The following is a 14,149-nucleotide window of genomic DNA, read 5'->3' as shown; positions in this document are numbered from 1 at the left end:
TTGCCACGGTTCTTCTGTCGGAGGAATTTCCGTGGGTACGACCATCACCAATAATCCGCCGCGGCCGGAGCCGAAAGCCCTCGCGAGCGCACTGGAGCAGCTTGCCGCACGCTTCGGCAACCGCTTCATCACCTCGCAGGCCGTCCGCGAGCAGCACGGCCATACCACCACATGGATTCCCAACCAGCCGCCCGACGGCGTGGTGATGGCGCAGGAGACCGCCGACATCCAGGACGTGGTGCGCATCTGCGCCAGGAACCGCGTGCCAGTGATCGCCTTCGGCACCGGCACCTCGCTGGAGGGCCAGGTCAATGCGCCCGCCGGCGGCATCTCGATCGACCTGCGCGACATGAACAAGGTGCTCGCGGTGCACGCCGAGGATCTCGACTGTGTGATCCAGCCCGGCGTCACCCGCAAGGCGCTCAACGAGCATCTGCGCGACCAGGGCCTGTTCTTCCCGATCGATCCCGGCGCGGACGCCTCGCTCGGCGGCATGGCCTCGACGCGCGCCTCCGGCACCAATGCGGTGCGCTACGGCACCATGCGCGACAGCGTGCTGGCGCTGAAGGTGGTGCGCGGCGACGGCGAGATCATCACGACAGGCACGCGCGCCAAGAAATCATCCGCCGGCTACGACCTGACGCATCTGTTCGTCGGCGCCGAGGGCACGCTCGGCATCATCTCGGAACTGACCATCCGCCTGCGCGGCATCCCCGAGACCATCGCGGCCGGCGCGGTGTCGTTCGAGACGGTGCATGGGGCGTGTCAGGCCGTGATCCTGGCGATCCAGACCGGCATTCCCGTGGCGCGCATCGAGCTGCTCAACGCCGCGCAGGTGAAGGCCTGCAACGCCTATTCCAAGCTGACGCTGCCGGAGACGCCGCTGCTGCTGATGGAATTCCACGGCAGCGAGATCGAGGTCGCCGAGCAGTCCAAGGCCTTCGGCGAGATCGCAAAGGAATGCGGCGGCGGCGACTTCTCCTGGACCACCAAGCCGGAGGATCGCACCAAGCTGTGGCAGGCCCGGCACGATGCCTATTGGTCCGTCAAGGCGCTGCGGCCCGGCGACAGCATCGGCGTGGTCGCAACCGACGTCTGCGTGCCGATCTCGCGGCTCGCCGAATGCGTCGGCGAAACCGAGGAAGATCTCAAGCGGCTCAATTTGCTGTCGCCGATCGTCGGGCATGTCGGCGACGGCAATTTCCACTGCTCGCTGGTCTGCGACACCAACGATGCCGACGAGATGGCGCGCGGCGAGGAGTTCATGCATCGTCTGGTCGAGCGCGCGCAGGCGATGGACGGCACCTGCACCGGCGAGCACGGCATCGGCCAGGGCAAGCAGAAATATCTCAAGGCCGAGCTTGGCCCCGAGGCGCTCGACGCGATGCGGGCGCTGAAACAGGCGCTCGACCCGCTGAATATCTTCAATCCCGGCAAGATCGTGCCGGAGGCGTAGCGCGCGCCTGCTGCGTCGCGGTCGCGGAACTTTCGGCCGCCAGGCTGGTTCCAATTCCCGTCAACTTCCGATGCCTCAATGGCGCGGCTCTGCGGGGAGGATGCGATGTTGCGACCGGTCATTGGAATTGCCGTGATGGCGCTTGCCTGCATGCTGGCGGGCACGGCTCTGGGGAAGGGCGGTGGCGGCCATGGCGGTGGCGGTCATGGCGGTGGGCACGGAGGCGGTCATGGCGGCGGGCATGGCGGTGGCCACCATGGTGGCGGCGGCCATTTTGGCGGTCATGGCTTCGGGCATGCGCATGGCGGCGGACATCATGGCGGACCGCGCTTCGCAACGGGAGCCCGGCATGGTGGTCCGAACTTCGGTCAGATCCGCAATGCGGCCGTGCGCCCGTCGAATTTCCGCAACGCCCTCAACGCGCATTCCAGCGCCTTCCGCAACGGCCGTCTGATCGGTAATCCGGCGGCGCGAGCCCAGATCGCAGCGGCGGCCGCGCTCGCCGGCTGGCATGGCGCCAGCAGCGGATGGTGGCAACATCCGGGCGGCGGTTATGGCTGGGTCGGACCGCTGTTCTGGCCGTTCGCCTATAACGATCTCTACGACTACACGATCTGGGGCGACGGTCTCGGCTTCTGGGGCTACGGCTACCCGGACATCTATGCCGGCATCTTCGGGCCCTATGGCTATGACGGTCTTTCGGCCTATCTGCCGCAGCGGCCGCCGGGACGGCGGCAAGCGCGCGGCGTTGCGCTGGATCAGCTTTGCGGCAGCGACCGCCGCGAGATCGTCGGTCTGCCGATCGACCAGATCGCCGCCGCGGTGCAGCCGAGCGAGGCGCAAGGCGCAAGCCTCGACGAGCTCGGCAACGCCTCGATCCTGGCGGCGGGCATGATCCGCGCGTCCTGCCCGGCGCAGGTCGCAGCGACGGCGCCCGGTCGGCTGGCGGCGATGCAGCAGCGCATCGAGGCGATGGCGAAAGCCGTCGATCTCGTTCAGCCCGCCCTGGATAAATTCTACGGCTCGCTCACGGACGAGCAGAAGGCGCGCTTCAATGCGCTGGCTGACGACCAGCGTCGTGCGACAGCTTCCAGCAACACCGAGGGATCGCTGGTCCAGAATTGCGGTGCGTCTGCTGCGCTCGATTGGCCCGGCGCCGACATCGAGGCGCGGCTGCACCCCAACGACACCCAGCGCGCTGCTCTACAGGTGCTTCAGGATACCAGCGCCAGGGTCAGCGCATCGCTCAAGGCGGCCTGCCAGCCCAACGAGGTGATGACGCCGCCGGCGCGAATGGTCGCGGTACGCAAGCGGCTCGACCTGATGCTCGACGGCGTCAAGTCGGTTCGCGCAGCGCTGGAGGATTTCTACGGCACGCTGAATGACGAACAGAAGGCACAGTTCGAGGCCATCGGGCCACGTCGGACGTCGTGAATGCGTATCGAGCCAGGGAGCGTAGCGGAAAAATTGCCTCGCCGATTTCGATAGGCCTCTCTATGCTCAAGCGAGCCTGAAGAACGGTGATACAGCGGCTGGAAGACCGTGGGTGGTGGGGCGATGAAGTGGTTCGCGAGGCAGAACGCGGCGGACATCTGGGACGAGACGATCGAAGGGCCGCTCGGCGACATCGAGGCCGCCGCGCGTATCCGCGCCATCTGTGAGGCCGCGGCGTTGAGCGCGGCAGGTTCCGCGCGCAACGACAAGCGCGAGAGCGGGCGTTACGAGCGCGCGGCCAAGGTTGCGATGGAAATCGCGATGAAGATCTCGGACGGATTGATGCGCGATGATGCGGTCCATCGCATCGTCGATCTCTGCATGATGGCGAACGATCTCAAGACGGCGCAGATCCTGTTCCGTGCGATCCATGCCAGCTGGATCCGCGAAACGATCCAGCGGGATCACCCCACGCTGCTGCAGTGATGGCTGACTGTTGACGCATTGAAGGTGCGCTCCCTCCCCCGCTTGCGGGGGAGGGTTGGGGAGAGGGTGTTTTGGGACTCCCCAAGAGGATAGAGCCCTCACCCGCCACGCTCTTGCGAGCGTGGCGACCTCTCCCGCAAGCGGGAGAGGTGCATCGAGCCCGCTGCTCGATCTCGCCTATTGCACTTTCGCCAGCTTGCGCACCGCCTCGTCCACGCTGTGGAAGACGTGCTCGCGGGGCAGGGCGTCGAACAATCTGAAGCGTTCGAACGCGTTCTGGGCGCGGACCGATTCCAGCCGCGCCAGCGCGACCGTGACGCCCTGTTCGCTGCACGCCTTGAACACGTCGAGCAAAATCTGTGCGGCGGTGAAGTCGATCTCGACCATGCCGCTCGCTTCCAGCACCAGCAGTTGCGGCGTCGCCGCGCCGAGCACCTTGGTCACGTCGCTGCGGAAACCCGGGGCGTTGAGGAAGGACAGCGGCGCCTGCAGCCCGATCACGGCAACGCCTTCGATGCGCTCGCCGGCGATGTGCGGATGCGCGGGCCACCAGATCGTGGTGCCCGGCACGCGCTCGAACTCGACCAGCCTGGCGCGCGTGGTGCTCCAGATGCCGTGCAGCAGCGACAGCATGATGCCGAGGAACGCGCCCTGCTGGATCGGCAGCACGATGATCAGCGCGGCGGTGGCGGCGATCAGCAGGAACTCACTGAAGGACTGGCGGTAGATCGTGACGATCTGCTTCACGCGGATGATGCGCAGCGCGACGAACAGCAGGATGCCGCCGAGCGCGGCGTCAGGAACGTGCTGCAACAGTCCCGTGCCGAACGCGAGCAGCGCCAGCACGATTGCCGCGGCCGCTAGTCCGGCGAGCTGCGATTGCCCGCCGGTCTCGGCGACGATGCCCGTCCGCGGCGGGCTGGCATTGACGGGAAAGGCGCCGAACAGGCCGGACAGCACGCTGCCGGCGCCGGCGCCGAGGAAATCGCGGTCGACATCGGCGGGCTTGTCGGGATCGGACGGGAACGAGCGCGTGGTCGCGGCGGTCTGCACCATCACCACGACCGTGATCACGAAGGCGAGCGATACCAGATGCACCCAATGCTCCGGCGCAAGTTCGGGCAGGGTGAGCCGCGGCAGCGTCCCCGGCACGCTGCCGACGACGCTGACGCCCTCGCTTTCGAGGCCGAGACCGATCGTGGCCAGCGTCGCGGCGACGAGCCCGATCAGCGCCCCCGGAATCTTTGCGCTGATCTTCTCCGAGACGAAGACCGTTGCGAGCACACCGAGGCCGATGCACAGCGTGAAGGGATTGCTGCGACTGAGCTCGCCGGCGAGCACGCCGATGCGATCGAGCGTCGGCCCGCTCGGTGACTTCAGTCCCAGCACGCCGGGCAATTGCGACACGATGATATGGACGGAGATGCCGGCGAGGAAGCCGACCATGACCGGCACGGACAGGAGGTTGGCGATGCCGCCGAGGCGGAAGGCGCCGCCGGCGAGCATCATCACGCCGACCATCAGCGCCAGCGCGACCGCATACCCCTGATATTGCGGCGAGCCGACTGCGGCGAGCGCCGCGAGCCCGCCGGCGAAGATCGGCGTGATCGTGGAGTCCGCGCCGCAGGACAGGAAGCGGTTGCCGCCGAGCAGCGCAAAGCCGAGCGAGCCCGCCATGAAGGCGAAGAAGCCGATTTGCGGCGCGAAGCCGCCGAGCCGCGCGGTGGCCATCTGCTCGGGGATCGCGATCGCCGCCAAGGTCAGCCCCGCCATGAGGTCGCCGGGCAGAGAGTAAGAGGCGAGCGAGCGGAAGAGCGGCCATGCGTGCTTGGCGTGAGAATCGTGCGGCATCGAGGTCCCCGGAAAGCCTGTGTCGATCGATTAGACTACAGCATTTCCGGATTGGAAGGCGGCAGACGCAATTTCTCTACATCCGTTGTCATTGCGAGCGAAGCGAAGCAATCCGGAATCCCACCACGGCGGTGGTCTGGATTGCTTCGCTTCGCTCGCAATGACGGAGGACATATATGTCCTCCGTATCGCGCGAGTCCCCTTCAGTACCGGCCGCGGTCGTTGTGATAATCGCCGCCGCGGCCGCCACCACCCATGCCCATGCCGATGCCAATTCCGATGCCGATACCTTGCATCACGGCGCCGGGCGGCGGGCCACGATCCGGCGGCGGCGCGCGCTCGTAGACCACTTCGTCAGGCGGCGGCCGGCGTGGCTTCGGCGGCGTCTCGACCACCTTGCGCTTCGGCGGGGTGTCGTCGACGCGCTTCTTGATAATGGGCGCCACTGCCGGGTTGACCGGCGTTGCCGGTGTCGATGGCGCCGTGCACGGGCAGGTCGGCGCCATTGCAACGGCGACCGGAGCGGGCGTGGCTGCGACCGTCGCGGGCAGGACGTAGTTGCGGTTCTGCACACGGAGCAGCAGCCTGCGCGCGGTTGCGGCGAGATCGCTGTTGTCCCAGTTCGCGAGGTAAGCCTCGAACGAGGCGCGGGTGTTGATCGCCACCGCGCGGTCCCAGGCCAGCATCTGGCGCCGGCGCTCCAGCACCGTGCGCAGGCGCGGCGTGCGGGCGTCCTGCGTGTACATCTCGATATAGGCCTGATACGCCTCGGCGGTGTCGTCGGCGATCACGAGCTCATAGGCGACCTTCGGCTCCTTGCCCTGCAAATCCTTGCGCCAGTCCGCGACGCTGCGCGTGCCGCCGGCGAGCGCCATCGCGGAAGCGCCCGGAATGGCAGGCTGCTGGCTGCTGCTCTCGCCGCCGAAGAACTTGAAGTCGGTCGTCAGCGAGGAGCTTTCCCACGGGATCTGCCGCCCGTCGGTCGATTGCGCCACGGCGATGCGGATGCGTTTGAACACTTCCTCGATCGGCAGGTTCGGTTGCTTTGCGACCGAGAGCGCCGCGGCGGTGTAGGGGCTGTCGATGCCGGAGCCGTCCTCGGCTTCCGCGCCGGGCGAGGTCGAATAGGAAATGAACGAGCCGGGTGCGCCCGCCTTGGTGTCGACGATCGCAAGCCCGTGGCCCGCGCCGCTCAGCGCCGGGAACGGGTTGTTGCGGCAGGCGTCGAGCATGAAGATGCGCGCCCGCGTCGGCAGCGCGCCGAGCGTGTTGAGCAGGTCGTTCAGCCGCACGCCCTGGAGCGGAATGTCGGCTTCGCGCTTGGGATCGAGATCGACCGGCACCAGATAGTTCTCGCCGTCGATCTGAAGCCCGTGGCCGGCGTAGAACACCAGCGCGACGGTGTCGGCGCCGCTGGCGCTGACCTTGCCGGCGAAATCCGAGATCGCCGTGCGCATCTCGTTCTGCGCGAGGTTGGCCGCTGTGGTGACGGTGAAGCCGGCATTGCCGAGCAGCTCGGTCATGCCCTTGGCGTCGTTGGCGGCGTTGGGCAGCTCCGGTACCGTGCGATAGGCGGATTGGCCGATCACGAGGGCGAGCCGCGCTTCGGCCGCGGCCTCCGTCGGCGTCATCAGTTGCGTGAGCGCAAGCAGGCTGCTGGCAAGGAACAAATTACAAAGCACTGGACGGCGCATGGTGTCACCTCCATCGGCAATGGGCGCGACGATGTCACCTTTTCTAGTCGTCCGCCATGACCCTGTCTGTGCACTGGATCACGCTGCGAGCTGCGGCAAAATGGGCAGCGGAGCTGTCGGAGCTGGCGCGCCAGGCCGTGCGTCGTCAGAACAGGCCGCGATCCCAGGGCGGGTCAGGCGCAAAACGCGCGGCGAGAAAGTCGATGAAGGCGCGCACCTTGGCCGGCGGACGGCGGTCGGGCAGGTAGACCGCGTGCACGGCCGAGGTCTGGATCTCCGGCTGGTCGAGCGGAAGCGCCAGAAGCGTCCCGGCGCGCAGGTCGTCGGCGATGATGAAGGTCGGCTGTCGGGCGAGGCCGAGGCCCGCCAATGTTGCCGCGCGCAGCGCATCGCCGTTGTTGGCGCGCAAGGTGCCGCTGACCTGGACACGGATCTCGCCGTCGACGCCGAACAGCCATTCCGCCGCGCTCGCCTGCTGCGAAAGCGTGTAGCCGAGGCAGTTATGCGCGGCGAGGTCGGCGACCCGGCGCGGCGTGCCGTGTTTCGCCAGATAGGACGGCGCGGCGCAGACCACGAGGCGGTTCGGCGCGAGCTTTCGCGCCACCATGCTGGAGTCGCGCAGCTTGCCGATGCGGATCGCGAGGTCCCAGCCTTCCTCGGCGAGATCGACGAGGCGGTCGTTGAGGCCGAGCTCGACGGTGACCTCGGGATGGCGTTCCGAAAACTCGGCGATCGCCGGCGCGATCTGCCGCGTGCCGAACACGACGGGCACGTTGACCCGCAGCAGCCCGCGCGGCTCGACGCGCTCGCGCGCGACCGCGGCGTCGGCGGCCTCCATGTCGGCGAGGATGCGCTCGGAGGATTCCAGATAGCTTCGTCCGGCCTCGGTGATGGACAGCCGCCTCGTGGTCCGGTGGAACAGTTTTGTGCCGAGCCGGGCCTCGAGCGCGGCAACATGCTTGGTCACCATGGTCTGCGACAGGCCCATCGTCCGGGCCGCGCCCGACAGGCTGCCGATCGCTGCCACCTTGGCGAAGACTTCCAGGCTGGTCAGCCGGTCGAGCATTTATCTCACTCTATTGGTGTGAGGTATAATTCCAATATAGCGGATTATCATTCAATTGAGAATAGATCATAGCTGTCTCGAACAAGGAGACCGCCATGATCGATTCCCGTACCGCTCCCTATGCCGCGCTCGTGCTGCGCGTGACGCTGGGCGCGCTGTTCCTCGCCCACGCCGGCCTGAAGCTGTTCGTCTTCACCCCGGCCGGGACTGCAAAGTTCTTCGGCAGCCTCGGCTTCCCGCCCGAACTCGCCTACGTCATCATGACGGTGGAAGTTCTCAGCGGCGTCGCGCTGATCCTCGGTGTCTGGACCCGCTACGCGGCGCTGGCCGGCATCCCGATCCTGCTCGGCGCGATCTTCACCGTGCACGGCGCCGCCGGCTTCTTCTTCACCAATCCGAAGGGCGGCTGGGAATATCCCGCCTTCTGGGCGATCGCGCTCGCGGCGCAGGCCCTGCTCGGCGACGGCGCCTACGCGCTGCGTCCGTCCCGCGATGTCGCGGCGGCGACCGGCCAGCTCAGCGGCGCGCATTCGCGCTGAGGTCACGGTATCTGCTCAAACGCGAAGCCGCGGGATCAATATCCCGCGGCTTTCGTTTTGTCCGCTTCACATGCGGCCAATCAATCTGCGTTCGGCATTGATCCATACCTGAATTGGATCGATCCGCGTCAATCTTGCATGGCAGGTCATGTCGCTGCCGTGCGGCATGATCGAAAACGCCTATAAATACAGGCATTCCGCCGCGGTTTCTGCCGACGCGCCTGCCGCTCGTGTCATTGCGGCAGCCCCGGCCGCATCCCTTGCCTGTGCCGTCGCTTTGGCCATACAGTTCAAGCAAAGGCCGCACGCAACGATCGCGGCCGCGAACAAAAAATACCGGGAGAGACCGCACCATGACCATCGTGCCCGTGAACCGTCGCGCGTTCATCAAGTCATCGGCGGCGGTCACCGCCGGCCTCGTGCTCTCTCCCGCCATCATCGGCCGCGCCGAAGCCGCGACGCTGAAGCTGAAATGCTCCTCCTCGCTGCCGAACGATCCCAAATATGCCAACGGCCGCGTCTACTATGACAATCTCGTCAAGAACCTGAAGGGCAACGGGCTCGGCGAGCAGGTCGAGGTCGCGTTCTTCCCTGACAACCAGCTCGGCCAGGAGATCGACGTCATCAATTCGGTGAAGCTCGGCGTCATCGACCTCATGGTGTCGGGCTCGTCGATCTCGGCCAATCTGACGCCGCTGGTCGGCACCTTCGACCTCGGCTTTCTGTTCTCGAGCTTCCCGCAGCAGACCAAGGCGTTCGACGCCGGCGCCGCCAAACCGATCGAGGACGCGCTGCTCAAGGGCAGCAACATCCGCATCATCGCCTGGGCCTATAATTTCGGCTCGCGCAGCGTACTGGCGAAGAAGCCGGTGAAGACGCCGGAGGATCTCGCCGGCCTCAAGATCCGCACCCTGCCAAATCCCGTCATCACCGAATGCCTGCGCCTGATGGGCGCCGCCGCGACGCCGCTGGCGTTCGGCGAAATCTACACCGCGCTCCAGGCCGGCGTGCTGGACGGGCTGGAGCACGATCCGCCGACGATCCTCGCCAGCAAGTTCTTCGAGACCGCAAAGTTCTACGCGCTGACGCAGCACAATTTCTCGCCGCTCGCGATCTATTTCAGCGACATGACCTACAACCGCATGGATCCGAAGCTGCGCGACGGCTTTCTCGATGCCGCGAAGAAGGCCGCAATCGACACCCGTGCCCATGGGCTTGCGGTCGAGAAGGAGGCGCTGGCGGCCCTGACCGAGAAGGGCGTGACGGTGGCCGAATGCGACCGCGAGGCGTTCAAGAAGCGCGTCGCGCCGCAGCACGAGAACTTCATCAAGGCGCGGCCGGAATCCAAGGCCGTCATCGACATCATTCGCGCGACGCAAGCCTGAGATGACGATGACAGCCGCCGTGCCCGTCTCGGGCGGCCGCCACGGGAGCATTACGCTGCTGCTTCGCCTCAGCGACGCGATCGCGGCCATCCTCCTGGCCGCCGATCTCGTGGTCGTCTGCGCGTCCGTGCTGCTGCGCTTCTGCTTCAATGCGCCGGTCGAATGGTCCGACGATGTCGCGCGCGGATTGATGGTCGGCTCGGCCTTCTTCGGCGCGGCGAGCGCGCTTGCGCGCGGCGAGAACGTCGGCGTGTCCTTCTTCCGCGATCTGCTGCCCCTGCGCCTGCGTACGCTGGTCGACGCCGCGAGCGCCGTGCTCGTCGTGCTGATCTCCTTCTATGTCGCCTACAACGCCATCAAGCTGGGCTCGCTGACGGCAGGCCAGACCACCGGCTCCGGCCTGCCGCTGGAGCTTACCTTCTATCCGATGGGCATCGGCGCGCTGTTCATGACGGTGTTCGCGATCGATCAGCTCTGCGCAAGGCCGCTGCCGGATATCGTCAGGGGTCTCGTTGCCGTCGCCGTCGTCGCCGGCCTCTATCTCGCCTGGGATTATCTGTCGCCGTCCTCGGTGCCGTCGGCGGGCACGTTGATGTTGATCGGCTTCTTCGCAACGCTGTTCGGCGGCCTGCCGATCGGCTTTGCGCTGGCGCTGGCCGCGCTGATCTTCATCTGGGTCGAGGGCGCGCTGCCGGGTGTGATCTTCGCCCAGCAGATGGCGCGCGGCATCGACAATTTCGTGCTGCTCGCGATCCCCTTCTTCATCCTCGTCGGCTACCTCATGGAAGCCAACGGCATGTCGGTGCGCCTGATCGAGCTGTTGCAGCGCGGGGTCGGCCGCATGCGCGGTGGGCTGAACGTCGTGATGGTGGCCTCGATGGTGCTGTTCTCCGGCATCTCAGGCTCTAAGATGGCCGACGTCGCCGCGGTCGGCTCGGTGCTGATTCCGGCGGCGCGCCGCTCGAAGCAGAATCCGGGCGGCGCGGTGGCGCTGCTGGCGGCGTCCGCGGTGATGGCGGAAACCATTCCGCCTTGCATCAACCTGATCATCCTCGGCTTTGTGGCGAACCTGTCGATCGGCGGCCTGTTCGTCGCAGGGCTCCTGCCGGCGGCGCTGATGGCGCTGGTCCTGATCGCGGTGTCCATCATCTTCGGCAAGCGGCCGGCGGAGGCCGAGGACGTTGCGCCGCAGATGCCGGTGTCGGGCCTGTGGAGCGGCGCGATCGCCTCGTTCGGCCTGATCTTCATGATCTTCTTCGGCTTCAAGAGCGGCTTTGCCACGGCCACCGAAATCTCCGCGTTCGCCGTGGCCTATGCGCTGGTCGTCGGCAGCCTGGTGTTCCGCGAGCTCAGCTTCAAATCGGCCGCGCACAGTTTCGTGCAGGCCGCAACGCGCGCAGGGCTCGTGCTGTTCATCGTCGCCGCCGCGCAGTCGCTGGCCTTCACGCTGACCTTGCAGCAGGTGCCGCACGCGGTCGGCGACTTCATGCTCGGATTATCGAAGACCAGCGGCGTCTGGCTGTTCATCCTGCTCGCGATCGCCGTGCTGATCGTGATGGGCTCGGTGCTGGAAGGTGCGGCCGCGCTGATCATCTTCGGGCCGCTGCTCTTGCCGGTGGCCGTGCAGCTCGGCATCGATCCCCTGCATTTCGGCGTGGTGCTGGTCATCGCGATGGGCATCGGCCTGTTCGCTCCGCCGCTCGGGCTCGGACTCTATGGCGCCTGCCTGATCGGCAACGTGCCGATCGAGCAGACGGTGAAGCCGATCATGGGTTATCTTGGCCTCTTGTTCCTCTGCCTGCTCGTCATTGCCTTCGTGCCATGGCTCTCGACCGCGCTGCCGCGGGCATTCGGCTACTGAAGGAGTCTTGCCGTGAAAGTCCTGCTCGCCCACACGCCGGAGATGCGGCGGAATTACTACGGCGATCGCAGCCTGAACGGCCTGCGCGCGGCCGCCGAGGTGATCCTGCACGAGGGCGATCAGCCGCTCGATGCGGCCGGCCTCGTCCGCGCGGCCAGGGACGTTGATATCGTCGTCGCCGATCGCATGACCGAGGGACGCGGCGAGATCTTTCCGCAGCTGCCGCATTTGCGCGCCTTCGTCCGCTGCGCCGTCGACATCCGCAACGTCGACGTCGATGCGGCCTCGAAGGCGGGCGTGCTGGTGACCCGCGCCGGCCCCGGCTTCGTTCAGGCGGTGGCCGAGCTCGCGCTCGGCTTCATGGTCGATCTCTCCCGCGGCGTGTCGCGGACGACGGCGGAATACCAGGCCGGACGTAAACCCGAGGCGCGGATGGGCCGCCAGCTCGCCGGTAGCAGGATCGGTATCATCGGCTATGGCAGCATCGGGCGCTATCTCGCCGAGATCGCCAAGGTGATGCGCATGGAGGTGCTGGTCGCCGACCCCTTCGCTGATGTCAGCGACAGCGCCATCAGGCAGGTCGGCCTCGACGAGCTCCTCGCCGCATCCGACTATGTCGTCTGCCTTGCGATCGCCAATGCAGAGACCGAGAACTTGATCGGCGAGGCGGCGCTGGCGCGCATGCAGAAGCATGCGGTCTTCATCAATCTCTCGCGCGGCAATCTCGTCGACGAGGCGGCGCTGGCACGCGCGTTGCGCGAGAGGCGCATCGCCGGCGCGGCAATGGATGTCGGCCGCGCGCCCGACCAGATGCCGACGCCGGAGCTGGCCAGGCTGCCCAACGTCATCGCCACCCCGCATGTCGGCGGGCTGACGCCGCAGGCGATCGAATACCAGTCGCTGGAAACCGTGCGGCAGGTGGAAGCGATCGTCAAAGGCGAGGCCCCGCCGGGCGCCGTCAATGCCGATCGCTGGACGCGGCGACCCTAAAACCGGTCCACTGCCCTGAACGTCCCGTCCTTCTGGATCACCGTCAGGAACACCTTCGGCGGGGCGTCGATCATGCGCATGCCGACGGTGACGATGCTGCCGCTGATGTCGAAGCGGCCGACGTCGTTGATGGCGCGCAGGAGGCTCGCGCGCGTCGGTTGCGGTCCGGCCTTTTCCAGCGCCGCGGCTGCGAGGCGGCCGGAGAGGTAGCCTTCGAGCGACACGAAGTCCGGCGTCAGCGTTGGGTCGAACGCCGTCTGCGCCGCCTGGTAGTCGGCGACGAGCTTGAGCGAGCGATCCCAGGGAAACGGCACGACCTGCGAGACGATGACGCCTTCGCCCTCGGGGCCGAGCTCCCTGGCGAGTGCATTGGCGCCGACGAAGGAGATGTTGACGAAGGTCGGATACGAGCCGCTGCGGTGTGCGAGCTTGATGAACTCGGCGCAGGGACCGTAGGTCCCGACCATGACGATGGCCTCGGGTTCGGCGCGCTTGATCATCCGCCAGGCCGCGGCGACGGCGCGGGTGTTGCGCTCGAAGGTGCCTTCGGCGGCGAGCTCGAGGCCGCGCCTGGCAAGCGCGTGCTTCACGCCGGCAAGTCCATCGCGGCCGAAGGAATCATCCTGATAGAAGATGCCGATGCGGGTGAACCGGCGGTCCTCGGTGAGGTGCTTGATCCATGCCTCGGCCTCCGCGCCGTAGCTCGCGCGGATGTTGACGACGTTTGGAAGCTCGAGGTCGCGCAGGAACTCGGCGCCGGTGAACGGACCGATGAAGGGGACTTTCCTGGCGCTGGTGATCGGTATCGTCGCCATCGCGGTCGGCGTGCCGACCGCGCCGATCAGCGCGAACACCTTGTCGTCCTCGAGCAGCTGCAGCGTCTGCGCCACGGAACGATCGGGGTCGTAGCCGTCGTCGCGGCTGATGAGCTGGAGCTTGCGGCCATGGACGCCGCCCTTGCCGTTGATCTCGGTGAACGCCGCGACGATGCCTTGCCGCATGCGCTGCCCGAGCGCCGAGGAGGGGCCTTCGAGTGCGGCCACCTGGCCGAACAGGATCGCATCGTCGCTGACGCCGACCTCATCGCCTTTCGCAGGCAGCATGGCCGCGGTCAGCAATGCGACGGTCAAGGCGAGGTATGTCGCGGAGCGCGATCGTGTCATGTGGATGCTTGTCGGATGCTGGACGCGTTGGGGAAACGATAGTTCTGCTGGGCTGAACAGGTCGCTAACCCGAGCCGCGACGACGATCCGTAAGACTCCGGGTAAAACCGGCAACTTACTACCACTCTGCCGCAACTTGCTGGGGCAATCGTTAACTAAGCCGCGCAATGCCGGACGACCAGGTTCCGAAATTTCGCAGTTCTTAACCCCGATCCCTGTCCGAT

The 14,149-nt window shown here is 66.7% G+C and carries 11 protein-coding genes; 7 read left to right on the top strand and 4 right to left on the bottom strand.

The window, feature by feature from the left end; translation table 11 throughout:
- The first annotated feature begins 31 nt into the window (after window positions 1-31).
- From ACE10W_RS30500 to ACE10W_RS30490, 3 genes are all read left to right on the top strand, one after another.
- Window positions 32-1,456 (top strand): FAD-binding oxidoreductase, encoded by a 1,425-nt coding sequence (locus tag ACE10W_RS30500; RefSeq protein ID WP_375762285.1) that lies wholly within the window; start codon window positions 32-34, stop codon window positions 1,454-1,456.
- Window positions 1,457-1,561: 105 nt separating this feature from the next.
- Complete coding sequence (locus tag ACE10W_RS30495; protein ID WP_375762284.1) at window positions 1,562-2,890, top strand: Spy/CpxP family protein refolding chaperone; 1,329 nt, start codon at window positions 1,562-1,564, stop codon at window positions 2,888-2,890.
- A 123-nt stretch (window positions 2,891-3,013) separates the two neighbouring features.
- Window positions 3,014-3,376: a hypothetical protein gene (locus ACE10W_RS30490; RefSeq protein WP_161533720.1), complete on the top strand. Its 363-nt coding sequence runs from the start codon at window positions 3,014-3,016 to the stop codon at window positions 3,374-3,376.
- Between the two features lie 177 nt (window positions 3,377-3,553).
- Here ACE10W_RS30490 and ACE10W_RS30485 read toward each other — a convergent pair whose 3' ends face one another.
- The 3 genes from ACE10W_RS30485 to ACE10W_RS30475 all read right to left on the bottom strand — a co-directional run bounded on the left by ACE10W_RS30485 (window position 3,554) and on the right by ACE10W_RS30475 (window position 7,987).
- Entirely contained in the window at window positions 3,554-5,227 is a 1,674-nt protein-coding gene (locus ACE10W_RS30485; RefSeq protein ID WP_375762283.1) for a SulP family inorganic anion transporter, read from the bottom strand.
- A 203-nt stretch (window positions 5,228-5,430) separates the two neighbouring features.
- Window positions 5,431-6,921 carry a caspase domain-containing protein gene (locus ACE10W_RS30480; protein WP_375762282.1) on the bottom strand — a complete coding sequence of 497 codons (1,491 nt, stop codon included), beginning with the start codon at window positions 6,919-6,921 and terminating at the stop codon, window positions 5,431-5,433.
- 145 nt (window positions 6,922-7,066) lie between these two features.
- On the bottom strand, window positions 7,067-7,987 hold the full coding sequence (locus ACE10W_RS30475) for a LysR family transcriptional regulator (protein ID WP_028176205.1): 921 nt from the start codon (window positions 7,985-7,987) through the stop codon (window positions 7,067-7,069).
- A gap of 95 nt (window positions 7,988-8,082) precedes the next feature.
- Here ACE10W_RS30475 and ACE10W_RS30470 point away from each other — a divergent pair, with 95 nt between their 5' ends.
- The 4 genes from ACE10W_RS30470 (at window position 8,083) to ACE10W_RS30455 (ending at window position 12,762) form a co-directional block, all read left to right on the top strand.
- The gene (locus ACE10W_RS30470; protein ID WP_092185312.1) at window positions 8,083-8,526 is read left to right on the top strand and encodes a DoxX family protein; all 444 of its coding nucleotides are present in this window, start codon (window positions 8,083-8,085) and stop codon (window positions 8,524-8,526) included.
- Between the two features lie 353 nt (window positions 8,527-8,879).
- A complete protein-coding gene (locus ACE10W_RS30465; RefSeq protein WP_028176203.1) occupies window positions 8,880-9,911 on the top strand; it encodes a TRAP transporter substrate-binding protein in 1,032 nt (343 codons plus the stop codon).
- Window positions 9,912-9,918: 7 nt separating this feature from the next.
- The gene (locus ACE10W_RS30460) at window positions 9,919-11,772 is read left to right on the top strand and encodes a TRAP transporter large permease subunit (RefSeq protein WP_211433515.1); all 1,854 of its coding nucleotides are present in this window, start codon (window positions 9,919-9,921) and stop codon (window positions 11,770-11,772) included.
- A gap of 12 nt (window positions 11,773-11,784) precedes the next feature.
- Entirely contained in the window at window positions 11,785-12,762 is a 978-nt protein-coding gene (locus tag ACE10W_RS30455; protein ID WP_060908578.1) for a hydroxyacid dehydrogenase, read from the top strand.
- On the opposite strand, the gene ACE10W_RS30450 is transcribed toward ACE10W_RS30455, so the two are convergent.
- Window positions 12,759-13,925 (bottom strand): ABC transporter substrate-binding protein, encoded by a 1,167-nt coding sequence (locus ACE10W_RS30450; protein WP_375762281.1) that lies wholly within the window; start codon window positions 13,923-13,925, stop codon window positions 12,759-12,761. The genes ACE10W_RS30455 and ACE10W_RS30450 overlap by 4 nt on opposite strands.
- Window positions 13,926-14,149: the final 224 nt, after the last annotated feature.

Origin of the sequence: Bradyrhizobium sp. B025, from assembly GCF_042257955.1 — a bacterium.
Classification (GTDB): Bacteria; Pseudomonadota; Alphaproteobacteria; order Rhizobiales; family Xanthobacteraceae; genus Bradyrhizobium; species Bradyrhizobium diazoefficiens.
This window is presented reverse-complemented; position numbering and strand designations above follow the sequence as displayed.

Coding starts and splice junctions, on each gene's coding strand:
- ACE10W_RS30460 (WP_211433515.1), top strand. CDS start 9,919: ATGACAGCCGCCGTGCCCGTCTCGGGCGGCCGCCACGGGAGCATTACG.
- ACE10W_RS30480 (WP_375762282.1), bottom strand. CDS start 6,921: ATGCGCCGTCCAGTGCTTTGTAATTTGTTCCTTGCCAGCAGCCTGCTT.
- ACE10W_RS30485 (WP_375762283.1), bottom strand. CDS start 5,227: ATGCCGCACGATTCTCACGCCAAGCACGCATGGCCGCTCTTCCGCTCG.
- ACE10W_RS30495 (WP_375762284.1), top strand. CDS start 1,562: ATGTTGCGACCGGTCATTGGAATTGCCGTGATGGCGCTTGCCTGCATG.
- ACE10W_RS30450 (WP_375762281.1), bottom strand. CDS start 13,925: ATGACACGATCGCGCTCCGCGACATACCTCGCCTTGACCGTCGCATTG.
- ACE10W_RS30490 (WP_161533720.1), top strand. CDS start 3,014: ATGAAGTGGTTCGCGAGGCAGAACGCGGCGGACATCTGGGACGAGACG.
- ACE10W_RS30475 (WP_028176205.1), bottom strand. CDS start 7,987: ATGCTCGACCGGCTGACCAGCCTGGAAGTCTTCGCCAAGGTGGCAGCG.
- ACE10W_RS30465 (WP_028176203.1), top strand. CDS start 8,880: ATGACCATCGTGCCCGTGAACCGTCGCGCGTTCATCAAGTCATCGGCG.
- ACE10W_RS30470 (WP_092185312.1), top strand. CDS start 8,083: ATGATCGATTCCCGTACCGCTCCCTATGCCGCGCTCGTGCTGCGCGTG.